The organism is Streptomyces sp. CA189, assembly GCF_056428985.1.
In genome coordinates, this window is sequence record NZ_JBWJVM010000022.1 from 44121 (window position 1) to 67744 (window position 23624).

Sequence of the window (23624 nt, forward strand, 5' to 3'; positions counted from 1 at the left end):
TGCGACGGGGAAATGAGCGGCTCCGCAAACTAGTCACTTCAAACCCCCTCCCGCAAACATCATTAAATACGAGAAAGCGCCCGGGAATTGCCCCTCCCGGGCGCTTTCAGTCCGTCACGCCATGGCCTAGGCCGAGACGGAACCGCTGGTGGAAGCGGTTTGACGGAACAGCCATTCCGACTTCAGCTCCGCATAACCGGGCTTGATCACGTCGTTGATCATGGCCAGCCGTTCATCGAAAGGAATGAACGCGGACTTCATCGCATTGACCGTGAACCACTGCATGTCCTCGAGCGAGTAGCCGAAGGTGTCGACCAGGTGCTCGAACTCACGGCTCATGCTGGTACCGCTCATCAGCCGGTTGTCGGTGTTGACGGTCAGCCTGAAGTGCAGTTTCCGCAGCAGACCGATCGGGTGCTCGGCGTAGGAGACCGCCGCGCCCGTCTGCAGGTTCGACGTCGGGCACATCTCCAGCGGGATGCGCTTGTCCCGGACGTACGAGGCCAGGCGGCCCAGCGTCACGGAACCGTCGGCGGCGACCTCGATGTCATCGATGATCTTCACGCCGTGGCCGAGCCGGTCGGCGCCGCACCACTGCAGGGCCTGCCAGATCGACGGCAGGCCGAAGGCCTCGCCCGCGTGGATGGTGAAGTGGTTGTTCTCGCGCTTGAGGTACTCGAAGGCGTCGAGGTGGCGGGTGGGAGGGAACCCGGCTTCGGCGCCGGCGATGTCGAAGCCGACAACGCCCTTGTCGCGGTAGCGGTTGGCCAGTTCCGCGATCTCCAGCGCACGGGCCGCGTGCCGCATCGCGGTCAACAGCGCGCCGACGCGGATGCGGTTGCCGTTCGTCCGCGCGCGGCGCTCGCCCTCGCGGAAGCCCTCGTTGACCGCCTCGACGACCTCTTCGAGGGTCAGGCCGCCTTCCAAGTGCTGCTCGGGCGCGTAGCGGATCTCGGCGTACACGACGCCGTCGTCGGCCAGGTCCTGGGCGCACTCGGAGGCCACCCGGAAGAGGGCCTCCTTCGTCTGCATGACGGCGCAGGTGTGCGCGAACGTCTCCAGGTAGCGCGGGAGGGAGCCGGAGTCAGCCGCTTCCCGGAACCAGGTGCCGAGCTTGTCGGCCTCGGTCTCGGGAAGGTTCTCGTAGCCGGCCTTGTCGGCCAGCTCGATGATGGTCCCGGGGCGCAGTCCACCGTCGAGGTGGTCGTGCAGGAGCACCTTCGGGGAGCGGCGGATCTGATCCGGTGTGGGCAGGTTGGGGGTCTCGCTCGTCATCTGGGCACTCTAGCTCCTACGCGCGTAGAGCAGTGAGACGGTGTCCACCCCCGATATGTAACAGTGACCGCGCGGACGGGTGGCGTACACCTCGGGGTCTGAGACTGTTCCGTCATGGCACAGCATGCGCCGCCGGCGCGCGGGGCCCGCCTGGGGCGGGCGGCCGGCGCGACCGGCTCGGTCTCAACGGTCAGTGGTGTGGTGCTCCTTCTCCCCGGAGCATCCAGGTTCTCCCCCGGTCCCGTGCGTCCGCTGGCTCGGGCCCTGGCCCGTGCGGGTGCGGCGGACGGGCTGGTCACGCACCAGGTCATCCACGGCGCGGGCACCCGCGAGGGGGACGCCGAGTGGGCCGCGGACGAGGTGGTCCGGCGGTACGGGGACGTTCCAGTATGCCTGGCCGGGTACGACGCGGGCGGCCGGGCGGCGCTCGCCGCGGCCGGCCACGAAGCCGTCAACTCCGTCCTGGCACTGGCCCCTTCGTTCCCCCGGCAGTCCGACACGGACTCCCCCGAACCGGTGAAGCAGCTCTCGGGCCGCCGGGTCCTGATCGTGCACGGCACCAACGACGCGCGCAGCGACCCGGAGTTGTCGTACCGGCTGGCGACCCGGGCGAAGAAGGCGAACCGCACGACGTGCCGCTTCGAGGTGCATTCCGACGGGCACGGACTGCGCGATCACCAGGACGAAGTCGTGGCCCTGTCCGTGGACTTCGTCCTGGGCTCCGTGTTCTCGTGGTCCTACTCGCGGCCGGTCACCGACGCGCTGGCGGCTCCCCCGCCACTGGGCCTGCGGATGCCGCTGGCCTCCGGGTACGGGCGGTCCCTGCGCGGCTGACGCCGCGGGCTGACATCGCGGGAAGCGGGACCGCACCGGACTGCGGCGCGGCGCGGGGCGGCAAGGAGCCGCGGGCGGAGAGCGCCCGCGGGTGCGGTGGTCGCGCGGGGCCGTCCGCGCAGGCCGCGCCGTCCCCTCCCGGCCGGATGACACGGGCGGGCCCGGCGCGACCACCTTGAGGCACACGCCCGCGCGAGGGCGCGGTGCCGGTTCGGCGAAGCGCGGACTCAGGATGCCCGCGCCCTCCCCCGAGAACGCCGTGGTACCACTGTGCCGGTTCGGCCTATCCTCACGAAGATCGGAGGGCATCGTCTTGGTGCCTTGCGGGAACACGAGGGGTTTACAGATCGGCACAGGCCGGGACGAATATGTATATGCCATCGGATGAAACGGACCAACTGAGCTCCGTGGCCCGGCGTCTTTACGGGTACGCGGCCGAGCGGCACGCCTTCTCCGAGACGGAGGCCGGCGAGGCGCTCGGCGTGTCCGTCGATGCCGCCGTCGCCGAACTCGCGGCGGCCCACCTGATCCAGCCCCGCCCCCACCCGGCGTCCGCCGCGGACGGAAGCCCCGACGGACCGGCGCCGGCGTCGCACTGGAGCGCCGTGTCCCCGCAGGCCGCCGTGGCCCGGACGCTGGCCCCGCTGGCCCTGCGGGTGCGCGAGACCCATGACGAGATGGACCGGCTGCGCGTCCGGCTGGAGGAGCTGCTCCCCGCGTACGAGGCGGGCGCCGACCTGCGCGCCCGCGGCGGGGCGAACGCCCTGGAGCTGGTCACCGACCCGGCCGCGCTGCAGGACCTGATCGGGGAGCTCGTCGCCTCGGCCGAGTCCGAGGTGCTGACCTGCCACCCGGGCGGCGGCCGCAGCCCGCAAACCCTGGAAGGGGCGGTGGTCCGGGACGAGGCGATGCTGGCCCGGGGCGTGCGGATGCGCACCCTCTACCAGCACACCGCCCGCTACTCCCGCCCGACGGCCGCCTACGTCGAGCGGGTGACCGCGCTCGGCTCCCAGGTCCGTACCGTCGGCGACGGGCTGATGCGGATGATCCTCGTCGACCGGCACACCGGGCTGATGGAGGTTCAGGACGACATCAAGGCGGCGCTGGTGGTGCGCGAGCCCAACATCGTCCACTTCATGGCGGAGACCTTCGAGCGCTGCTGGGCGGAGGCCGAGCCCTTCAGCACCACCGTCGGGCCGGACCAGGCCCGTTCCATCTCCGACGAGCTGCGCCAGACCATCGTGCGGCTCCTGGCGGAGGGGCTGGAGGACAAGGTCATCGCCCGGCGCCTCGGCATGTCGGAGCGCACCTGTCAGCGCCACATCGCCGAGATCATGCGGGCGGTGGGGGCCAAGTCCCGTTTCCAGGCCGGGTTCCTGCTGTCCGCGACGGCGGCGGCCGCCTCGGCGGCCTCCGTGGCTTCCGCGGCTTCCGCCGCCTCCTCGGCCTCCCGCGCCCCGCTCACGCCCCCGGCTGGAGCTCCGGGATCAGCCGCCCCCGACGGGACAGCAGAAACTTCTTGAACTCCGCCACCGGCGGAGTGTCCGGGTGCCCGTCGAGCCAGGCCACCCCGATCTCGCGGACCGCGCGCGGGGCGGTGACCGTCAGCTCGACGACCCCGGGCCGGGCCACCGCGGGCGGCGGCAGCAGCGCCACGCCGAGACCGGCGGCGACGAGCCCGCGCAGGGTCTCGGCCTCCTCGCCCTCGAAGGCCACCCGGGGCGTGAACCCGGCCTCCGCGCACAGGTCGTCGGTGATGCGCCGCAGCCCGTAGCCGGGCTCCAGGGTGACGAAGGTTTCCTCGGCGGCCTCCGCGAGGCGGATCCGCTTGCGCGTGGCGAGCCGGTGGTCCTCGGGGACCACCAGCCGCAGCCGCTGCTCGTCGAGCCGGCGGGCCACCAGGTCCGGGGCGTCGGGCAGGGGCGAGGTCAGGCAGAGGTCGAGCTCGCCCGCGCGCAGCTTCTCCAGCATGGCCTCGCCGTAGTTCTGGACCAGTGAGAACCGTACGCCGGGGTGGTCGGCCCGGAAGGCCCGGATCAGGCCGGGCACGGTCTCGGGGCCCAGGGTGTGCAGGAAGCCGAAGGCGACCTTGCCGAAGGACGGGTCGGCGTCCTGCTGGACGGAGCCGGCCGCGCGGGCGATCTCGGCCAGCGAGCGTTCCGCCGAGGCCAGGAAGGTGCGGCCGGCGGTGGTGAGCGCGACCGTACGGCCCTTGCGGGCGAACAGCGTGACGCCCAGGTCCTGTTCGAGGCGGACCATGGCCCGCGACAGGGTGGACTGCGGGACGCCCAGCTCGTGTGCGGCGCGGGTGACGTGCTCGTGCCGGGCGACGGCGGCGAAGTACGCGAGGCGCGGGGCCAGCGCATGTGTCACGGCCATGTCTTCTTCGTAACGACTCATCGATAGGCACCCATCTGACCTGCACTGATGCACGGATGGATTGATTATCGCGAATTCGTGCATTGGACGCATGAAAAAGACGGATCTACGGTCGTACGCATGCCTCCCGCTCATACCGGGGCACCCGTCATCCCGGGTGCCTCCACCCCGTCGTTCCCCGCCTCCGCACCCGAGGCGCACGAGCCCGGCCGCCCCGGCTACCGCCGCCTCAGCCTCGCGCTCTTCGCCGCCGGACTGGCCACCTTCGCCCTCCTCTACTCCACCCAGGCGCTGCTGCCCGCGATCTCCGACGGCTTCGGTGTGACGGCGGGTCAGGCCAGCTGGACGGTCTCCGCGGCCACCGGCGCGCTCGCCCTGTTCGTCCTGCCGCTCAGCGCGCTCTCGGAGCGCTTCGGGCGGACCCGGATGATGACCTGGTCGATGGTGATCGCGGTCGGCGTCGGCCTCCTCGTGCCCTTCGCGCCGAACCTGGAGTGGCTGATCGCGCTGCGCGCCGTCCAGGGCGCGGCGATCGCCGGCATCCCGGCCTCCGCGATGGCGTACCTGGCGGAAGAGGTCAAGCCGAAGGCGCTGGTCGCCGCGATCGGCCTGTTCGTGGCGGGCAACTCCATCGGCGGCATGAGCGGCCGCCTCGTCACGGGCTGGGCGGCCCAGGTGTGGGGCTGGCGCGGCGGGCTGCTGACCGTGGGCCTGATGTCGCTGGCCTGCGCGGCGGCGTTCCTGGTCCTCCTCCCCCGGGCCCGGTTCTTCCGGGCGGCCTCACTGAACCCGCGCGCGGTGGGACGTACCGTCTCCGGGCACCTGCGCGATCCGCTGCTGCTGCGGCTGTACGGGATCGGCGCGCTGTTCATGACCGTGTTCGGGGCGGTGTACACGGTCATCGGCTACCGCCTGGTGGACGAGCCGTTCTCGCTCGGGCAGGGTCTCATCGGCTCGATCTTCCTGGTCTACCTGGTCGGTACGGTCTCCTCGGCGGCGGCCGGGCAGCTGGTGGCCCGGCTGGGCCGGCGCGGCGCGCTGTACCTGGCGGTGACCACGACGGCGGTGGGCCTGTTCCTCTCCCTCGCGGAGTCGCTCACGGCGATCCTGCTGGGCCTGATCCTCATCACGGCGGGCTTCTTCGCGGGCCACGCGGTGGCCTCCGCGGCGGTGAGCCGTACGGCGAAGACGGGCCGAGCTCAGGCCTCGGCGCTCTACCAGTCGGCGTACTACGTCGGCTCCAGCGCCGGCGGCACGCTGGGCGCCCTCGCCTACCACTCGGCGGGCTGGGCGGCCACGGTCACCCTCGCGCTGCTCGCGGTCGCCGGGGTCCTCACGATCACCCTGTACGGGTCCCACGCGGCCCGGTCGGCCCGGATCGCGGCACTGCCGGCGCGCTGAGGTGCCGGCGCACCGGGGCCCGGCACCCCCGGATGGCATGATCGCCCATCATGTCCACAGTCAGCATTCACCTCATACTCGGCAGCACGGTCAGCATGATCTGCCCGGCCCGCGTCGTGGAGTCCGGCGCCGACGGCCTGCTGCTGTGGGTGGCCCCGGGCACCCCGCTCTGGCGCGCCGCCATCCCGCCCGGCACCCATCTGCGGGACCTGCCGCCGGAGGGCTCGTACCCGCTGCGGGCGGACCGGTGGCGGCACGGGGGCGCGCTGATCCTGCAGCCGGCCGGGGCGGGGCACGCGGTGTGGTGGAGCTTCACGCCGGAGCAGGAGTTCCGCAGCTGGTACGTGAACCTCGAATCCCGTGTCCGTACCCGGGACGGCGCCGACGTCCACGTGACCGACCAGGAGCTGGACATCACGGTGGCCCCGGACCGCGCGTGGGAGTGGAAGGACGAGGACTCCTTCGCCGCGAAGACGGGCCACCCGGTGTACTGGACGGCGTCCGAGGCCGCCGCCGTCCGCGCGGAGGGCGTCCGCGTCACCCGCCTCATCGACTCGGCCGCCTACCCCTTCGACGGCACCTGGTGCGACTTCCGTCCCCCGCCGTCCTGGCCCCTCCCGGACCGCCCGCCCCTCCCCCTCGAACCGGTCACCGCTCCCTCGGGGGTGCTCGTGCTGGGCAAGACCGGCTGGATCGACCACCGCGCGGACGGCGCCCCGCCCCTCTCCGACCGCGCCCTGGCCGTGGCGGCGACGGGCGGCGGCCACCTCCACGACGGCGGGGCGGCCGGGCCCGGGCCGTGGGGCTGCGAGGCCGTGGCCGTCCCGGCCGCCGCCGACCGCCCCCTGCCGGTACGGGCCTGGACCTCGCCGTCCCCCTTCGACGGCGAACCGGTGATCTCGGCCCTGGAGGTGTCCCTCGGCCTCCCCTGGAACCACGGCGCGGCCCCGGTCCCCCTCGGTGACCTCCCGGTCGACCGCTACGGCATGGTCCTGGGCGACGCCCGGGCCCTGGACGCCTTCGAGGGGCTGAACGGCGAAGCCGTGAACGGCCTGGCGGACGTCACCTACTGGGGGAGGTACGCGGACGAGGCCCAGGCGGTGTTCGGCGGCCACCGCGCCCGGCGCGCCGGCTGGGGCCATAGGCTGCTGGCCGGAGCCATCGAACTCGGCGGCTGCCGGATGCTCGGCCTCGGCTGGGCCCCCGGGGACCACGCCGAGCGGCACCAGGGCGAGCGCGAGGAGGGCCGGGTGTACCCGGTCACCCTGGAGGAGCGGGCGGGCGAGGCCGTCCTGCGGTGGGTCATACCGCCGTACGATGCGCCGACCGCACCGGGGAATGAGAACTGACGTGCCGCTGCTGCCCTACGCGTACCGGGTGACCAAGTACGACCCCGCCGACCGGGCGCCCGACGGCGCCTATCAGGGGACGGAGGCCGCCGACAGCGACCACGGGCCGGTCGAGGCGGCGTACCTGGCGGCCGTCGCGGCCTTCGCGGAGGAGAGCGGGGTCGAGAGGCTCGCCGTGCGGGATCCGGAGGCCGGCATCCCGTCCACGGGCTTCGGGCGGGATCCGGCGGCGGGGCACGGCCTGGCCGGACTGTTCCCGGACGGAGAGCGCGGTTTCCACGACGGTGCGAGCGTGCCGGTGCCGCTCGCGCTGGAACTCGTACACGGCATGCTCCGCGAGAACGGCGGATGGTGCCGGCTGGAGGCGGAGGGTGCCATGACCGTGCACGTCGGGTGGGACCAGTACGTCTACGTCTCCACCCGCACGCCCTGCGAGGGCGCCGCGGCCCGCACCCGGGAGCTCGGGCTCTTCGCCGAGCCGATCGGGGCCTCACCCTACGAGCCCTCGCCCGACGAGGAGTACGAGCTGCGCCCCGCCGACGAGGAGTTCTGGGCGCGGGTACGGGCGAGCGCGGCGCGCGGCGAGGCCGGGCTGCTGGAGGAGGCGTACGCCGCGAATACGGCCCGCTGGCACCGCCTCGGCGACGGGAGCCCGCTCGATGCCGTCCGGGCCGGGCTCGCGCCGCGCGCACTCCTGCGCGTCTGGCCGGCGCTGTCCCGCGACACCGCCGGGTTGATCGCCGGACTCCCCGAGGAGTTCTCGCTCGAGTGCGTGTGGGAGGACGCGGACGGCCGGATCTCGAGCGCTCTCGTCGACGAGGACGACTGCGACGAGCTGGTGGAGGTGCTCGCGGGCGCCAGGGCCGCAGGCCTGCAGGCGTACTTCGCCGACGAGCACGAGCCCCTGTTCACCGGCGTGGTGCCGGACGCGGACGGCGTGGTGCGGGCCCGGTGGACGCTGTAGGCGGAGGTTCACCGGTGCGTGCCGGGCTGCCGATGTCAGTGGCCTCCGGTAGTTTCCGACGTATCGGGAACTAACAGAGGGATCAAGGGACATGACGGAAACGACCGACCTTGGGCCCGAGCTGGACGCGGCGCTGGACCGGTACCGCGTCGAGCTCACGGGGTACTGCTACCGCATGCTCGGCTCGGCCTTCGACGCCGAGGACGCGGTGCAGGACACGTACATCCGTGCCTGGCGGAGCTACGCGAAGTTCGAGGGGCGGTCCTCCCTGCGGTCCTGGCTCTACCGGATCGCCACCAACGTCTGCCTGGACCTGCTGAACGCGGGGAACAAGCGGGCCCGGCCGATGGACCTGAGTGCTCCGCAGCACCAGGCCTCCGCCGTGCTGAGCGAGCGGCCCGAGGTGACCTGGCTGGAGCCGGTGCCCGACGGGCGGGTGCTGCCGCAGACCGCCGACCCGGCGGAGATGGCGCTGGCCAAGGAGTCCGTACGGCTCGCGTTCGTCGCCGCGCTCCAGCACCTGCCGGCCAAGCAGCGGGCGGTGCTGATCCTGCGCGAGGTGCTGGCCTGGAAGGCCGACGAGGTCGCCACGCTGCTGGACACCACCGTCGCGTCGGTGAACAGCGCCCTGCAGCGGGCCCGCGCGACGCTCGCGGCCGGCCGGGTGCGCGAGAGCGAGGCCCTCGACCCGCTGGACGCGGACCAGGCGAAGCTGCTGGAGCAGTACCTCGCCGCCTTCGAGGCGTACGACATCTCCCGGCTGACCTCCCTCCTCCACGACGAGGCCGTGCTGTCGATGCCGCCGTTCGACCTGTGGCTCCAGGGCCACGAGGACATAGCGGCCTGGCACCTGAACCAGGGCATCGGCTGCAAGGGCTCGCGGTTGATCCCGACGACGGCGAACGGCATGCCCGCCTTCGGCCAGTACCGGCCGCGCGAGGACGGGGAGCCGGGCTGGACCCCGTGGGCGCTCCAGGTGCTGGAGGTGTCAGACGGGAAGATCACCGGGCTGAACGCCTTCCTGGACACCGCCCGGTGGTTCCCGCTCTTCGGGCTCCCCGAGCAGCTCGACGAGTCCTACGAGGTGCAGCAGGGCGCGTAGCGGGGGCGGGGCCCCGGTGACTCGGAAGCGCCGGCCGGCGGCGGTGAGTCGCAGCCGGGCCAGGACCTCGACGGCGCCGAGGCCGGGCGCGGTGACGGCGCCGGCGTCGCACACCACCGTGCCCGCCCCGGCCGCGTAGAGCAGCTCCAGGCGGGCGCACAGCGGGGCCACGTCACGGGCGGCGGGTTCGGGACCGGGCAGTACGAGTCGCGTGATCGTCACGAGGGGGTGACTCCCCCGGCGCCCGGAACTCATCGGCGTCGGGGGAGCACCTCAGGGTGCGGGGAATGCGGACGTATCGAGCTCGACGTCGAAGGGCGCGGGAATGCGGAAGGTGTCACCAAATTTCCCGGCGCGGAGCACCCGGTAGACAGCACCGCTCGGCTCGCCGTAAAGGGTGACGGTGGGACCTCCGGGCGCAAAGCCGTCGATGAGCAGGTACAGCGGCACATCAGCCTGCGCGTACGCGGCGGCCTTCGCGATGCGGTCGTGTGAGGCGTTCGACGGGGAGGTGATCTCGACGATGAGTTCGACAGCCGCCGCCGGAATAAACGGAGCGCCGTCGACAACAGCGTCGGGCACCACGAGGAGGTCGGGAATGTACAGCCCGGTCCTCGATGGGATGGCTACCCCCAGCGTCTGGTGAACGTCCCAGTCGCCAGGGATGGCCGACAGCAGGCAACGCTGGAGTTTGGCCGCGATCAGGCTGTGCTTTCCTACTGGCGGTGGCGCCACGGTGATGATCCCCTCGATGATCTCCACCTTGCAGCCCTCCGGCCAGTCCATCGCCTCCCAGCGATGGACGAGCTCGTCCCAGCTGTCGCCACCGTGTGGCTCATGCTGAACGGTGAGTGCGCTCATGGTGTGCTCCTCATTCGGTTCGTCACCGATCCCAGCATGCCGAACGGGACCGGCAGGGGTCTACCGGTCCCGTTCACCCGAAAGAGAAGCCGCAGGTCAGGCGATGCGGTCCAGCACGATCGGCGTGGCGGAGAAGGCCGTGCCCGCCGCCGCGATGTCGACGGTGCCGTCCAGCGCCGCCAGGGCGTAGTCGAACTTCTCCGGGGTGTCGGTGTGCAGGGTCATCAGCGGCTGGCCCGCCGTGACCGTGTCGCCCGGCTTGACGTGCAGCTCGATGCCCGCGCCGGCCTGGACCGGGTCCTCCTTGCGCGCGCGGCCGGCGCCCAGGCGCCAGGCGCCCACGCCCACCCCGTACGCGTCCAGCCGCGTCAGCACGCCCGAGGCGGGGGCCGTGACCACGTGCTGCTCCCGCGCGACGGGCAGCGCCGCGTCCGGGTCGCCGCCCTGCGCCGCGATCATCCGGCGCCAGACATCCATCGCCCGGCCGTCGGCCAGGGCCTTCGCCGGGTCGGCGTCCTTGATGCCCGCGGCGTCCAGCATCTCCCGGGCCAGGGCCAGGGTCAGCTCGACCACGTCCGAGGGGCCGCCGCCCGCCAGGACCTCGACCGACTCGCGGATCTCCAGGGCGTTGCCGGCGGTGAGGCCGAGCGGGGTGGACATGTCGGTGAGCAGGGCGACGGTCTTGACGCCCGAGTCGGTGCCCAGGCCCACCATGGTGCGGGCCAGCTCACGCGCGTCCTCGATGTTCTTCATGAAGGCGCCGGTGCCGACCTTCACGTCCAGGACGAGGGAGCCGGTGCCCTCGGCGATCTTCTTGGACATGATCGAGGAGGCGATGAGCGGGATCGCCTCGACGGTGCCGGTGACGTCGCGCAGCGCGTAGAGCTTCTTGTCGGCCGGGGCCAGGCCGTCGCCGGCCGCGCAGATGACGGCGCCGGTGGTGTCCAGGACGTGCAGCATCTCCTCGTTGGAGAGCAGGGCGCGCCAGCCGGGGATGGATTCCAGCTTGTCCAGGGTGCCGCCGGTGTGGCCCAGGCCCCGGCCGGAGAGCTGAGGTACGGCCGCGCCGCAGGCGGCGACGAGCGGGGCCAGCGGCAGGGTGATCTTGTCGCCGACGCCGCCCGTGGAGTGCTTGTCCGCGGTCGGGCGGGAGAGGGAGTCGAAGTTCATCCGCTCGCCGCTGGCGATCATCGCGGCGGTCCAGCGGGCGATCTCGGTCCGGTTCATGCCGTTGAGCAGGATGGCCATCGCCAGCGCCGACATCTGCTCGTCGGCGACCACGCCGCGCGTGTACGCGTCGATGACCCAGTCGATCTGCTCGGGGCTCAGTTCACCGCGGTCGCGCTTGGTGCGGATGACGGAGATGACGTCCATGGAAGTGCTTCCTTCTACGCGCATAGAGAGAGGGGAGGGGAGGACGAAGGCCCCCCGCCCCGGCAGGGGCGGGGGGCCTTCGCGGCTATCTCAGATGGTCCGGCCCGAAGGCCTGCGGCAGCATCGCGGAGAGCGGCAGGACGCCTTCCGGCGTCTCCACCTGGAGCTCCGCGCCGCCGAACTCGAAGAGGAGCTGGCGGCAGCGGCCGCAGGGGACGAGGATCTCGCCCTTGCCGTCCACGCAGGTGAAGTGCGTCAGACGGCCGCCGCCCGTGGCCTGGAGGGAGGAGACCAGCCCGCACTCGGCGCACAGGCCGAGCCCGTAGCTGGCGTTCTCGACGTTGCAGCCGACGACGGTGCGGCCGTCGTCGACCAGCGCCGCGACGCCGACCGGGAAGCCCGAGTACGGGGCGTACGCCCGGGACATGGCCTCCCGGGCGGCCTCGCGCAGGGCCTCCCAGTCGGGAGCGGCCGTCACTTGCCCTGGCCCTTGCGGTACGGCATGCCGTCCGCCTTCGGCATCCGCAGGCGCTGTGCGGACAGCGCGAGCACCAGCAGCGTGGTCAGGTACGGGGCGGCGTCCACGAACTGGCTGGGCACCGCGTCGGTGAGCGCGTACCAGAGGAACAGCGCCACGGCGAAGGCGCCCGAGACGGCGGCCGGGACGTAGCGCTTCTTGTAGAGCTGCCAGGCCACGACCAGGACGAGCAGGATCGCGATGAGCAGCAGCATCGCGTGGACGTTCTCGGCGCCGCCGCGCAGCTTGAGGCTGTCGGTGAAGCCGAACAGGCCGGCGCCCAGCGCCATGCCGCCCGGCATCCAGTTGCCGAAGATCATCGCGGCGAGGCCGATGTAGCCGCGGCCGCCGGTCTGGCCCTCCTGGTAGATCGGGCTGGCCACGATCGAGAGGAACGCGCCGCCCAGGCCCGCCAGGGCGCCCGAGACGATCACGGCGATGTACTTGTACTTGTAGACGTTGACGCCGAGCGATTCGGCGGCGATGGGGTTCTCGCCGCAGGAGCGCAGCCGCAGGCCGAAGGTGGTGCGCCACAGCACCCACCAGGTGCCGGGGATCAGCAGCAGCGCGACGACGGTCAGCAGCGACAGCCCGGTGACCAGGCCGCCGACGACGCCCGCGACGTCGGAGACGAAGAACCAGTGCTTGCCCTGGAGGGTCGCCATCCAGTCCGACAACCCCGGCACGGTGATCTCGTAGATCGGCTCGACGCGCGGGGACTGCTTGGAGGAGCCGCCGGGCGCCTCGGCGAACGTGAAGTTCGACAGGTACTGGGTGAAGCCCAGCGCCAGGATGTTGATGGCCACACCGGAGACGATGTGGTTCACGTTGAAGGTGACCGTGATGATCGCGTGCAGCAGGCCGCCGATGGCGCCGCCGATCAGGCCGGCGATCACGCCGGTCCACGGGCCCCACTGGTAGCCGGCCCAGGCACCGAACCAGGTGCCGAGGATCATCATGCCTTCGAGGCCGATGTTGACGACGCCCGCGCGCTCGGCCCACAGGCCGCCGAGTCCGGCGAGGCCGATCGGCACGGCGAGCGAGAGCGCTCCGGAGACCTGGCCGATGGAGGTCAGGTCGTCCGCGCCGCTGATCACGCGGACCAGCGAGACGAGCGCGAGGCCGCCCGCGATGATCAGCATGATCCACGGGAGGGTGAGCTTGGTGCGTCCGCCCTGCTTCTTGGGCGCGGCGCTGGTCGCGGAAACGGTGCTGGCGCTCACGCCGAGACCTCCTTCTCGGTCGTGATGGCGTGGCCTGCGGCCAGCTCCTCGCCGACCTTCTGCTGCTGGCGTCGGATCCCGTAGCGGCGGACGAGCTCGTAGGAGACGACGACCGCGATCACGATCAGCCCCTTCATGATCGTGCCGATCTCCTTCGCGAAGCCGGCCGTGTCGAGCGAGGCCGAGGACTTGTCGATGAAGGCCATCAGGAGCGCGGCGAAGAAGATGCCGACCGGGTGGTTGCGGCCGAGCAGCGCGATGGTGATGCCGGTGAAGCCGACACCGACCGGGAAGGACAGGCTGTACGTGTGGCTCTCGCCCAGCAGCACGGGCATGCCGGCGAGGCCGGCGACGGCGCCGGAGATGAGCATCGAGGTGATGATCATCTTCTTGGCGTCCACACCGGAGGCCTGCGCGGCGGACTCGCTGGAGCCGGTGGCGCGCAGGTCGAAGCCGAAGCGGGTGCGGCCCAGCACGAACCAGTAGACGATGCCCAGCGCGAAGGCGAGGAAGGTGAAGCCGTAGATCTCCAGGCCGTCGCCGACGGAGATGGCCGGGAACCAGCCCGACGTGGCGATCTCGCCGGTGGTCAGGTCGTTCGAGCCCTTCGGCTGGACGCCGAGGTTCTTCGGGAGGATCAGCCAGGCGATCAGGCTGGTGGCGATCGCGTTCAGCATGATCGTGGAGACGACCTCGCTGACTCCGCGCTTGGCCTTCAGGACGCCCGCGATACCGGCCCAGAAGGCGCCGACCAGCATGGCGACGATCACGATCATCAGGATGTGCAGCGGGCCGGGCAGCGAGACCGCCGCGCCGACGACCGCCGACACCATCGCCGCGAGCCGGTACTGGCCGTCGACGCCGATGTTGAAGAGGTTCATCCGGAAGCCGATGGCCACGGCCAGGGCCGCCAGGTAGTACGTACCGGCCTGGTTGACGATGAGGACCTGGACGTCCTCGTAGCTCGCGTTCTCCACCATGAGCCGCAGCGGCTCGATCGGGTCCACGCCCGTCGCCGCCAGTACGGCCATGGTCAGCAGGAAGGCGGTGACCAGCGCGAGCGCGGGCCCGGCGAAGCCGAGGAGCAGCCGGTCCTTGTCGAGTTTCTTCATCGGGCCTCGTCCTCCGGGGAGTCGGTACGGGCGTCCGTGCCGGCGTCGGAGCGGTTGTCGGTGGCTTCCAGGTGCCCGGAGGCGGCGCCCGTCATGGCGGTGCCGAGCTCCTCCGGGGTGACGGTCGCGGGGTCGGCGTCGGCGACCAGGCGGCCGCGGTAGATCACGCGCAGGGTGTCGGACAGGCCGATGAGCTCGTCCAGGTCGGCGGAGATCAGCAGGACCGCCAGTCCTTCGCGGCGGGCCTCGCGGATCGCGTCCCAGATCTGCGCCTGCGCGCCGACGTCCACACCGCGGGTGGGGTGGGCGGCGATGAGGAACTTGGGGTTGTGGCTCATCTCGCGGCCGACGATCAGCTTCTGCTGGTTGCCGCCGGAGAGCGAGGCCGCGGTGACCTCGATGCCGGGCGTGCGGACGTCGTACTCGCGCACGATCCGCTCGGTGTCCTTGCGGGCGGCCTTCGGGTCGAGGATGCCGCGCTTGGAGTTGGGGGCTTCGGTGACGTGGCCGAGGATGCGGTTCTCCCAGAGGGAGGACTCCAGCAGCAGACCGTGCCGGTGGCGGTCCTCGGGGATGTAGCCGATGCCGCCCTCGCGGCGCTTGCGCACCGGGGCCTTGGTGATGTCCTTGCCGTCGAGGGTGATGGCGCCCGCGTCGGGGGTCATCATGCCCATGAGGGCCTCGATCAGCTCGGTCTGGCCGTTGCCCTCGACGCCCGCGATGCCGAGGATCTCGCCCTTGTGGATCGTGAAGCTGATCCCGTCGAGCAGCAGGCGTCCGGCGACCGGGGTCTCGCGCAGGTTGGCGTCCGGCAGGCCCGGCGTGCGCGCGGTGTCCTCCGTGACGACGGGCGCGCCCCCCTCGGCGACGGTCAGGCGCTCGACGCGGAGCATCGCGGTGGTGGTCACCGTGGACTCGCGGGTCTCCGGGGACGGCAGCTCGGAGCCGACCATCAGCTCGGCGAGCTGCTTGGTCGTGGTGGTGCGGGGGTCGGCGGTGCCGACCGTGGTGCCGCGCCGGATGACGGTGATGTCGTCGGCGACCTTCAGGACCTCGCCCAGCTTGTGCGAGATGAAGATGACGGTCAGGCCCTCGGACTTGAGCTCGCGCAGGTTGTCGAAGAGTGCGTCGACCTCCTGCGGCACGAGCACGGCCGTCGGCTCGTCGAGGATGAGGATCTTCGCGCCGCGGTAGAGGACCTTGAGGATCTCCACGCGCTGGCGGTCGGCGACCCCGAGGTCCTCGACCAGGGCGTCGGGACGGACGCCGAGGCCGTACGCGTCCGAGATCTCCCGGATCTTCTTACGGGCCTTCGCGCCGATGCCGTAGAGCTTCTCGCCGCCGAGAACCACGTTCTCCAGGACGGTGAGGTTGTCGGCGAGCATGAAGTGCTGGTGCACCATGCCGATGCCGCGGGCGATGGCGTCGCCGGGGCTGGTGAAGGAGACCTGCTCCCCGTCGATGGCGATGGTGCCCTCGTCCGGCTTCTGCATGCCGTAGAGGATCTTCATCAGCGTCGACTTGCCGGCGCCGTTCTCACCGACGAGGGCGTGGACCGTGCCCTTGCGGACGGTGATCGCGATGTCCTTGTTGGCGACGACGCCGGGGAAGCGCTTGGTGATGCCGTGCAGTTCTACGGCGGGGGGCGGGCTGGACGCGTTGATGACGCACTCTCCTTGGCGCGGAAGGAGCTGAAGACAGGGAGGGGACAGGGCGGGGGGAGAAAGTATCGCGTCCACGATGCTTCTACGCGCGTAGCACTGTCGAAAGTGAAAACTTGCGGCCAACCGGCCACAAGATCACATGAAACCACGTGACACGGGCCGGGGCCCGGGAGCGATGAGACCGCTTCCCGGACCCCGGGTATCACGTGTGCAGCGGGTCGGACGGCACCTTACGGCGCCGTCTTGACCTCGATCTTCTTGGCGATGATGTCGGCCTTGGCCTTCTCGACCGCGGCGACGACGTCCGTCATCTCCTTGTACTTCGGGTTGGAGTCGGCCAGGCCGACGCCGTCCTTGTCGAGGCCGTAGCGGACCTCGCCGGACTCCGGCTTGCCGTCCTTGACCGACTTGATCAGGTTGTAGACGGAGTCGGCGACATCCTTGGTGACCGAGGTCAGGATGAAGTCCTTGTACTTCGCCAGACCGGCCTGGTTGTACTGGTCCGAGTCGACGCCGATGGACCACTTGCCCTTGGCGGCGGCGGCCTCGATGGCACCGGAGCCGGCCAGACCGGCGGCCGAGTAGATCACGTCGGCGCCCTTGTCGAGCTGGCCCTCGGCCGCGGCCTTGCCCAGGTCGGGCTTGGCGAAGCCGTCGAAGTTCGGCGGCTGGGTCAGGTACTGGGTGAGCACCTTGGCGTTCGGGTTGGTGTCCTTGACGCCCTGGGCGAAGCCCGCCTCGAACTTCTTGATCAGCGGAACCTCGACGCCGCCGATGAAGCCGACCGTGCCGGTCTTGGACGCCTTGGCGGCGGCGACGCCGGCCAGGTAGGAGCCCTGCTCCTCGTTGAAGACGAGGTTGGCGATGTTCGCCGCGGTCACCGAGGTGTCGTCGATGATGCCGAACGTGGTGTTCGGGAAGTTCGCCGCGACCTTCTTGATGGCCGGCGCGTAGGCGAAGCCGACGCCGATGACCGGGTTGTTGCCCTTGCGGGCAAGCTCGGTGAGGCGCTGGACCTTGTCGGCCTCGCCCTCTCCATCGGTGGGCTCCGCCTCGGCGCCCTTGATCTGGAGGTCCTTCTCCGCCTTCGAGAGGCCCGCGTACGCGGCGTCGTTGAACGACTGGTCGCCGCGGCCACCGATGTCGTACGCGATGGCGGCGGACTTCTCCGAAGAGGAGGAGGCGGACGAGGACGAGTCCGAGGACGACTTACCGCCACAGGCGGTGGCCGAGAGGGCCAGCGCTGCGGACGCGATGCCCACGGTGGCGATCCTGGTGATCCGGCGCAAGGGGAGGCTCCTTCAAAACCTGACCGAAGCGCCACGACCGGCGCTGGTTTCGCCGAGATCGTAACGCGCGTAGATGTCAGTTAAAGGCCCGTTCATGAGTCGTTATCGGATCGTCGTGAACCAGACAGTGACCGATCAGTAACTGCCGACACATCCAGCCCATGTGTACCAAGGGCTGGACGCGTCCGCCGGATCAACCGCCGATGTTGTAAGAACTTCTACCCGGCTGCCCCCGCGAGCCTGGCGCGTCGCCCGTCGAGCGGCCGGCCGTCGAGCAGCGCGGCGGCCGTGAAGAACTCCACGCCGACCCCGATCGCGGCCTCGTCCACGTCGAAGTCACCCCGGTGCAGATCCCGCTTGGCCGTGTCCCCGGGCGTACGGACGCCCAAGCGCGCCATGGCTCCGGGGACGTGCTCCAGGTACCAGGAGAAGTCCTCGCCGCCCAGGCTCTGCTCGGTGTCCTCGACCGAGTCGGCCCCGCACCGGGCGCTCATCGCCTCGCGCAGCAGCTCGGTGATCACCGGATCGTTGACGACCGGGGGCACTCCGCGCACGTAGGTGATCTCCGATTTGGCCCGGTGCATCGAGGCGATCTCGTCGATGACCGCGTGGATCTGGTCGGGGGCCTCGTGCCAGGAGGCCAGGTCCAGGCAGCGAACGGTTCCGGACAGTTCCGCGTGCATCGGGATGACGTTGCAGGCGTGCCCGGCCTCGATCCGGCCCCAGGTGACCGACATGCCCGAGCGGGCGTCCATCCGCTTGGCCAGCACGGCGGGCAGGTCGAGGGCGAGCCGGGCGGCGGCCGTCACCAGATCGGTGGTCAGGTGCGGGCGGGCGGTGTGCCCGCCGGGGCCGTCGAGGGTGACCTCCAGCCGGTCGCAGGCCGAGGTGATGGGCCCGGAGCGCAGGCCGATCCGGCCGGCGTCGACGCGGGGGTCGCAGTGCAGGGCGATGATCTTGCCCACGCCGTCCAGCACCCCGGACTCGATGGCCTCGGTGGCGCCGCCGGGCAGCACCTCCTCGGCGGGCTGGAAGAGCAGCCGCACCGGGCGGGGCAGCTCGCCCCGGCGGTCGAGCTCGGCGAGGACGAGGCCGGCGCCGAGCACCACGGCGGTGTGCACGTCGTGGCCGCAGGCGTGGGCGCGGTCCGGGACGGTCGAGCGGTACGAGACGTGCGTCTTGGCATCCGGGATGGGCAGGGCGTCGATGTCCGCGCGCAGGGCCAGCATCGGCCGTACGCCGCCCTCCCGTCGCCCACCACCCTCAACGGAGCTACGCGCCCCTTCGTCCCACGTGCCCACGTCACAGATGAGCCCGGTCCCCGACTTCAGCACCCGCGGGCGCAGGCCCGCTTTCTCCAGTCGGGCCTTGATCGCCGCCGTGGTGCGGAACTCCTGGTGTCCTAGCTCGGGATGCATGTGCAAGTCCCGGCGGAAGGCGATCAGTTCGGCACGCAGGTGGTCCGGAAGCTTGCCGGGCAGCTCGGGCCGGTCGGGCGTGCCGGGCAGGGCGGTCTGGGACTCGCGGGACATCAACTGGTTCACCCGTTGAAGGGTAGGCCCACCCATGGGTCAACTGGCTGGAGATCACCAAAAGTTCATGCCGTTAGGGGAAAGAAACCCGGCCTCTGGACGCATGACCGGATGAAGGCGCGGGTAAACTCGCGCGCTCACTCATGCACTCATCCGGCCGCCTGAGCCGTCTGAGCAGGAAGTCTGTGCACATCACGGGCGGTGTCGGTGACTCCGGCGAGGAAACCGCGGGCCCGCTCCGAGGCCGACGCGGTGAGCCAGCTCGGATCGACATCGCATACGGCCACGGTCACGCCGGTGCCGATCAGCGCGTAGGGCAGGGTGTGGACCACCGTGGAAGGGAAACTGACGATCGTTCGGCCGACCGGGCCCCGCCTGGCGATCAGCTCCAGCGGCAGGTCCGGGCGTACGATCTCCAGCCCGGCCGCCTCGCTCAGGGTGCGCAGCTTCTCCGGGGATTCCCGGCGGTGGGCGAAGTAGCGGGTGGCCCCGTGTTCCAGGGTCAGGGCGCGCACCGCCTCCAGGTAGCGGTCCGGGTCGACCACGCCGGTCTCCACCAGCGAGGTCCCGACCAGGTCGGTGCCCTTGGTCAGGCGGGGCGGGCCGAAGCGGGCCCGGGTCCACGCGAAGTCGTTGAGCCGGACGGTCATCCCGCCGTGCCCGGTGACCGGCATCGAGGTGAACACCTCGACGCGCCGGCGGCCGTCCGGGCCGGGGGTGAACCGCCGCCGGGCCGTCGCCGAGACCGGCGCGTACGCGAGCTCGCGCAGCCGGGCCGGGAGGCCTCCGCCGCCGATCCGGTGCCAGCGCACGAGGCGCTCGCCGCGGGCCGTCTGGGCGACGAACTCCATGGTCGCGGTGCCGTCGTCGACCACGACGAGCTCCTCGGCCCGGACCAGGGTGAGCAGGAGCTGCACGTAGCGGGAGAACGGATCCCCTATCACCACCCGCTCGGCCGCCCGCACCTCCCGGGCGAGCGCGGCGAACGCTTCGAGCGGCACGAACCGGCCGCCGCGGGCCTCCTGCCACCGCACCTCGTGCCCCTCGTCCCGGGCCAGCCCCGCCATCCGGCGGAGCTGGCCCCGGGACATGGGGTCGGTGGGCGGGAGCACCACGATCCGCAGGCCCCCGGCGGCAGCGGGCGTGGGCCGTGCCCGGGTCCCCGGGGCGGGCTGGCGCGGGACGGCGCCGAGGACGCCGACGCGCTCCGCGTACGCCCACTCCAGGACGTTGAGGAGCTGGACCGGGCTCTCTACGAAAGCCAGGGTGCGGTCAGGGTCTGAGGGGGTCACCAGGTACTCCTCGTCAGAGGGAGAAAGGAAACGGCTCACGGTCCGTACGAGCCCGCCGCGCGCCGCCGTTGCCCCGGGTCCCGGCAGAGCCCGGGGAACGGTGGAACCGGGGGTCCCCCCGGACGGAGTCTGGGGGCGGGTAGGGGACAAGCCCCGCTCAGCGGCACACCCGCAGCGCCGCTCACACGGTGGCGAGCTCCCCCTGGACGCGGCGGAGCTTCTTCATCGGGCCGAGCTCGGACGCGTAGACCTGCTTGACGCCGTCGCCCAGCGCGGTCTCGATGGTGCGGATGTCGCGGACCAGGCGGGTCAGGCCGCCCGGCTCGACGGAGGCCGCCTGGTCGGAGCCCCACATCGCGCGGTCGAGGGTGATGTGGCGTTCCACGAAAGCGGCGCCGAGGGCTACGGCGGCCAGGGTGGTCTGCAGGCCCGTCTCGTGGCCGGAGTAGCCGATCGGGACGTTCGGGTACTCCTCCCGCAGGGTGTTGATGACCCGCAGGTTGAGCTCCTCGGCCTTGGCCGGGTACGTCGAAGTGGCGTGGCAGAGCAGGATGTTGTCGCTGCCGAGCACCTCCACCGCGTGCCGGATCTGCTTCGGGGTGGACATGCCGGTGGAGAGGACGACGGTGCGGCCGGTGGCGCGCAGCGCGCGCAGCAGCTCGTCGTCGGTCAGCGAGGCGGAGGCGACCTTGTGGGCGGGGACGTCGAACTTCTCCAGGAAGGCGACGGCCTCGGTGTCCCACGGGGAGGCGAACCAGTCGATGCCGCGCTTGGCGCAGTGCTCGTCGATGGCGCGGTACTCGGTCTCGCCGAACTCCACGCGGTGGCGGTAGTCGATGTACGTCATCCGGCCCCAGGGGGTGTCGCGCTCGATGTCCCACTGGTCGCGGGGGGTGCAGATCTCGGGGGTGCGCTTCTGGAACTTCACGGCGTCGCAGCCGGCTTCGGCGGCGGCGTCGATGAGGGCGAGGGCGTTGCCGAGCTCGCCGTTGTGGTTGATGCCGATCTCGCCGACGACGTAGACGGGGTGGCCGGGGCCGGCGGAGCGGGAGCCGAAGGTCCGGAGGCGGGGGGCGGGGGTGACCGTCATGGCAGGGCTGTCCTTCGGAGCGTGGGGTGTACGGGGAGGTGCGGGCACGGGTGCGGGCACCGGGGTGTGGAGCGGGGAGGTGGAGAGGGACGTGGGGGCCGGTGTGGCCGCGGGTGTGAGGACGGGTACGAGGGCGCGGGCGCGGGCCAGGTCGTGGGGGTCGTCGATCTCCAGCACCCGTGCGGGGTCGGTGGCGACCGGGACGGTCCGCCCGAAGAAGCGGTGGCGGGCGGTCCGGAAGCCGGCGGCGTTCATGGCGTAGGCGGCGCCGGTCTCCAGGAGGTCCTGGGGGCGGTCCTGCCGGCGGGGGCGGTACGCGGTGTCGTGGTTGACCCCGGTCCCGGAGCCGTCGGGGGCCGCCCGCCAGAGGAAGCCGTGGAAGGGGGCCGCGGTGAGCGCGGAGTCGGCGGCGCCGGTCGCGACGGCGGCGGCGACGGACTCCACGTCGCAGGCGGTGACGAACGGGCTGGTGCACTGGACGAGGAGGACCACGTCGACGGTGACGGAGTGCAGTTCCTCGAAGGAGTCGAGCGCGTGCAGCAGGGCGGCCTCGCTGGTGGCGGTGTCCCCGGAGATCCCGGCGGGCCGCCGCAGCACCACGGCCCCGGCTCCGCGGGCGGCGGCGCCGATGGCCTCGGAGTCGGTGGAGACGAGGACGTCGGTGACGGTGCCGGCCCCCAGGCAGGCCCGGACGGCCCGGACCACGAGCGGCATCCCGCCGACGTCGGCCAGGTTCTTCCCGGGCACTCCCTTGGACCCCCCGCGTGCGGGGATCACGGCGAGCACCCTGGGCACGGCGCGGGCCTTGCGGAGGGACCCCCCGGTGGCCGGGGCGGGGACGGGGCCGGTGGCGGGGACGCCGGCGGGCGTACCGGCTCCGGCCGGGCGGGTGCTCACAGCTCCCCCAGGCGGCGGATCACCGGCGCGACGCGCTGGACGCCGTGGCGGTAGGCGCCCCGGGCGGCTGCGCGCATGTGGGCGCGGAGCCGGCGGCGCAGCCGGGACCCCCCGGCGCCGGTCCGGGCCGCACCGGGCAGCGGGTGCCCGTCGGGGCCGAGATGGTGCCTGTCCAGGATCCCGGGCAGGTATCCCGGCGCGGTGTCCTGCGTGTAGTAGGGCTCCACGGCCGGGAGCGGGCCGCCGTCCAGCAGCTTCGTGAGCCGTGCCCGCGCGGCGGCGTAGGGGTCGGGCCCGCCGGGGGTCCCGCCGGGGGTCCCGCCGGGGGTCCCGCCGGGGGCCCCGCCCGGGGTCCCGCCGGGGGCCCCGCCCGGGGTCCCGCCCGGGGTCCCGGCCGGTCCGGCCGCCGGGGCGCCCACGCCCTGGGCGGCCAGCCAGTCCGGATCGGCCCGCGGGAGCAGGCCCGCGTCGAGCTGGGTCCACGAGGCCAGGCAGCCGGAGCCCAGGAAGTGGTGGTTGCCGAGGGCCTCGCGGACGCCGAGGTCGGTCAGGACGGCCGTCGGGATGCCCCGGTGGAGGGATTCCAGGGCCGCCGTGGAGGAGACGGTGACCAGCAGGTCCGTGGTGTCCAGGACCTCGCCCATGTTCCCGTAGACCAGCCGGCAGTTGGAGGGGAGCCCGCCGGGGAGCTGCTCCGCGAGGCGCTGGTACGGGAGCTCCTCCAGGTGCGTGGTGTGCTCCCCCGGGCGGCTGCGCAGTTTGATCAGCACCTCGCGCCCGGGGTGCAGCCGGGCGTGTTCCGCGGCGCGGCGCAGCAGGTACGAGCGGTCCGCGCGGGTGTCCGGCACGGACGGCTGGACCGCGAAGACCACCCGGTGGGCCGTGGTGCTCACGGGCTCGTACGGCTGCCCGTCGAGGAAGGGGAGGGCGGTCTCCACGACGGACCCGGCGTCCGCGCCGACTCCCTCGTAGACCGCGCGGAACCGCCCGGCGTCGTGGCGGGAGTTGGCGAGGACCAGGTCGGCCCCGTGGCGCAGCAGCAGGCCGTCGGCGAGTTTCTCGTAGACGACCCCGACGTACCCGGTGACGAACGCGGGCCGGGCGGCCGGCTCCGGCCACAGGGCCCGGGCCCCGTGCAGGACGGCCTGGACGGCGCCGCCGACCAGGGCGAGGACGATCACGTCGTACGGCTCCCGGTCCGGCGCCGACAGGTCGGCGAGGAACTCCGCGCAGGTGACCTCGGTGAGCCGGTCCGCCCGGACCCCGACCTCGCCGAGCTGGCGCGCGGTGGGCGTGGCCCGGCCGCGGAGCAGGTATCCGGTCAGGTGGACGGAGTCCGGCTCCGGGGCGAGACGGCGCGCGGTGAGCGCTCCCCATTTCCAGCGGGTGTCGGAATCGGCGAGTACGGCCACACGGAGGGCGGCCCGATGGGCCGCGCGGTTGCTTGCTGGCACCCGGCAGAAGTTATT

20 protein-coding genes and 1 pseudogene are annotated in these 23624 nt (G+C 72.1%); 6 read left to right on the forward strand and 15 right to left on the reverse strand.

All coding sequences use genetic code 11. The annotated features are described in order from the left end of the window. Positions 1-126 precede the first annotated feature (126 nt). Complete coding sequence (locus AC061S_RS18735) at positions 127-1275, reverse strand: adenosine deaminase (RefSeq protein WP_478687099.1); 1149 nt, start codon at positions 1273-1275, stop codon at positions 127-129. A gap of 114 nt (positions 1276-1389) precedes the next feature. Between AC061S_RS18735 and AC061S_RS18740 the strand changes: the two genes are divergently transcribed. Continuing rightward, on the forward strand, positions 1390-2109 hold the full coding sequence (locus AC061S_RS18740) for an alpha/beta hydrolase (RefSeq protein ID WP_478687100.1): 720 nt from the start codon (positions 1390-1392) through the stop codon (positions 2107-2109). A 407-nt stretch (positions 2110-2516) separates the two neighbouring features. Further along, the gene (locus AC061S_RS18745) at positions 2517-3632 is read left to right on the forward strand and encodes a helix-turn-helix transcriptional regulator (protein ID WP_478687101.1); all 1116 of its coding nucleotides are present in this window, start codon (positions 2517-2519) and stop codon (positions 3630-3632) included. Here AC061S_RS18745 and AC061S_RS18750 read toward each other — a convergent pair. After that, positions 3571-4509: a LysR family transcriptional regulator gene (locus AC061S_RS18750; RefSeq protein ID WP_478687102.1), complete on the reverse strand. Its 939-nt coding sequence runs from the start codon at positions 4507-4509 to the stop codon at positions 3571-3573. The two genes, AC061S_RS18745 and AC061S_RS18750, sit on opposite strands and share 62 nt — an antisense overlap. A gap of 99 nt (positions 4510-4608) precedes the next feature. Between AC061S_RS18750 and AC061S_RS18755 the strand changes: the two genes are divergently transcribed. The 4 genes from AC061S_RS18755 (at position 4609) to AC061S_RS18770 (ending at position 9304) form a co-directional block, all read left to right on the forward strand. After that, positions 4609-5889: an MFS transporter gene (locus AC061S_RS18755; protein ID WP_478687103.1), complete on the forward strand. Its 1281-nt coding sequence runs from the start codon at positions 4609-4611 to the stop codon at positions 5887-5889. A gap of 50 nt (positions 5890-5939) precedes the next feature. Then, entirely contained in the window at positions 5940-7238 is a 1299-nt protein-coding gene (locus AC061S_RS18760) for a ribonuclease FAU-1 family protein (protein ID WP_478687104.1), read from the forward strand. Position 7239: 1 nt separating this feature from the next. Further along, positions 7240-8202: an RNA-binding protein gene (locus tag AC061S_RS18765; RefSeq protein WP_478687105.1), complete on the forward strand. Its 963-nt coding sequence runs from the start codon at positions 7240-7242 to the stop codon at positions 8200-8202. Between the two features lie 91 nt (positions 8203-8293). Then, positions 8294-9304 (forward strand): sigma-70 family RNA polymerase sigma factor, encoded by a 1011-nt coding sequence (locus AC061S_RS18770; RefSeq protein WP_478687106.1) that lies wholly within the window; start codon positions 8294-8296, stop codon positions 9302-9304. On the opposite strand, the gene AC061S_RS18775 is transcribed toward AC061S_RS18770, so the two are convergent. From AC061S_RS18775 to AC061S_RS18835, 13 genes and pseudogenes are all read right to left on the reverse strand, one after another. Beyond that, on the reverse strand, positions 9191-9526 hold the full coding sequence (locus tag AC061S_RS18775) for an STAS domain-containing protein (protein WP_478687107.1): 336 nt from the start codon (positions 9524-9526) through the stop codon (positions 9191-9193). The genes AC061S_RS18770 and AC061S_RS18775 overlap by 114 nt on opposite strands. Before the next feature lie 51 nt (positions 9527-9577). Continuing rightward, positions 9578-10165, reverse strand: a complete 588-nt coding sequence (locus tag AC061S_RS18780; RefSeq protein ID WP_478687108.1) for a Uma2 family endonuclease — start codon at positions 10163-10165, stop codon at positions 9578-9580. A 96-nt stretch (positions 10166-10261) separates the two neighbouring features. After that, positions 10262-11539, reverse strand: a complete 1278-nt coding sequence (locus AC061S_RS18785) for a thymidine phosphorylase (protein ID WP_478687109.1) — start codon at positions 11537-11539, stop codon at positions 10262-10264. An 85-nt stretch (positions 11540-11624) separates the two neighbouring features. Further along, a complete protein-coding gene (locus AC061S_RS18790; protein ID WP_243333749.1) occupies positions 11625-12017 on the reverse strand; it encodes a cytidine deaminase in 393 nt (130 codons plus the stop codon). Then, positions 12014-13279: an ABC transporter permease gene (locus tag AC061S_RS18795; RefSeq protein WP_478687110.1), complete on the reverse strand. Its 1266-nt coding sequence runs from the start codon at positions 13277-13279 to the stop codon at positions 12014-12016. Before AC061S_RS18795 ends, AC061S_RS18790 begins: the two co-directional genes overlap by 4 nt. Continuing rightward, the gene (locus tag AC061S_RS18800; protein WP_478687111.1) at positions 13276-14391 is read right to left on the reverse strand and encodes an ABC transporter permease; all 1116 of its coding nucleotides are present in this window, start codon (positions 14389-14391) and stop codon (positions 13276-13278) included. The genes AC061S_RS18795 and AC061S_RS18800 overlap by 4 nt, the downstream gene beginning before the upstream one ends. Further along, on the reverse strand, positions 14388-16022 hold the full coding sequence (locus AC061S_RS18805) for an ABC transporter ATP-binding protein (RefSeq protein WP_478687147.1): 1635 nt from the start codon (positions 16020-16022) through the stop codon (positions 14388-14390). Before AC061S_RS18805 ends, AC061S_RS18800 begins: the two co-directional genes overlap by 4 nt. Before the next feature lie 263 nt (positions 16023-16285). After that, entirely contained in the window at positions 16286-17344 is a 1059-nt protein-coding gene (locus tag AC061S_RS18810; protein ID WP_478687112.1) for a BMP family lipoprotein, read from the reverse strand. A gap of 218 nt (positions 17345-17562) precedes the next feature. Next, positions 17563-18876 (reverse strand): amidohydrolase, encoded by a 1314-nt coding sequence (locus tag AC061S_RS18815; RefSeq protein WP_478687148.1) that lies wholly within the window; start codon positions 18874-18876, stop codon positions 17563-17565. 149 nt (positions 18877-19025) lie between these two features. Next, on the reverse strand, positions 19026-20168 hold the full coding sequence (locus AC061S_RS18820; protein WP_478687113.1) for a hypothetical protein: 1143 nt from the start codon (positions 20166-20168) through the stop codon (positions 19026-19028). A 181-nt stretch (positions 20169-20349) separates the two neighbouring features. Further along, entirely contained in the window at positions 20350-21258 is a 909-nt protein-coding gene (locus AC061S_RS18825) for an N-acetylneuraminate synthase family protein (RefSeq protein ID WP_478687149.1), read from the reverse strand. A 423-nt stretch (positions 21259-21681) separates the two neighbouring features. Beyond that, a pseudogene (locus tag AC061S_RS18830) lies at positions 21682-22155 on the reverse strand (acylneuraminate cytidylyltransferase family protein); the annotation flags it as partial. Then, positions 22152-23609 carry a DUF6716 putative glycosyltransferase gene (locus AC061S_RS18835; protein ID WP_478687114.1) on the reverse strand — a complete coding sequence of 486 codons (1458 nt, stop codon included), beginning with the start codon at positions 23607-23609 and terminating at the stop codon, positions 22152-22154. The pseudogene AC061S_RS18830 and the gene AC061S_RS18835, both read right to left, overlap by 4 nt. Positions 23610-23624 lie beyond the last annotated feature (15 nt).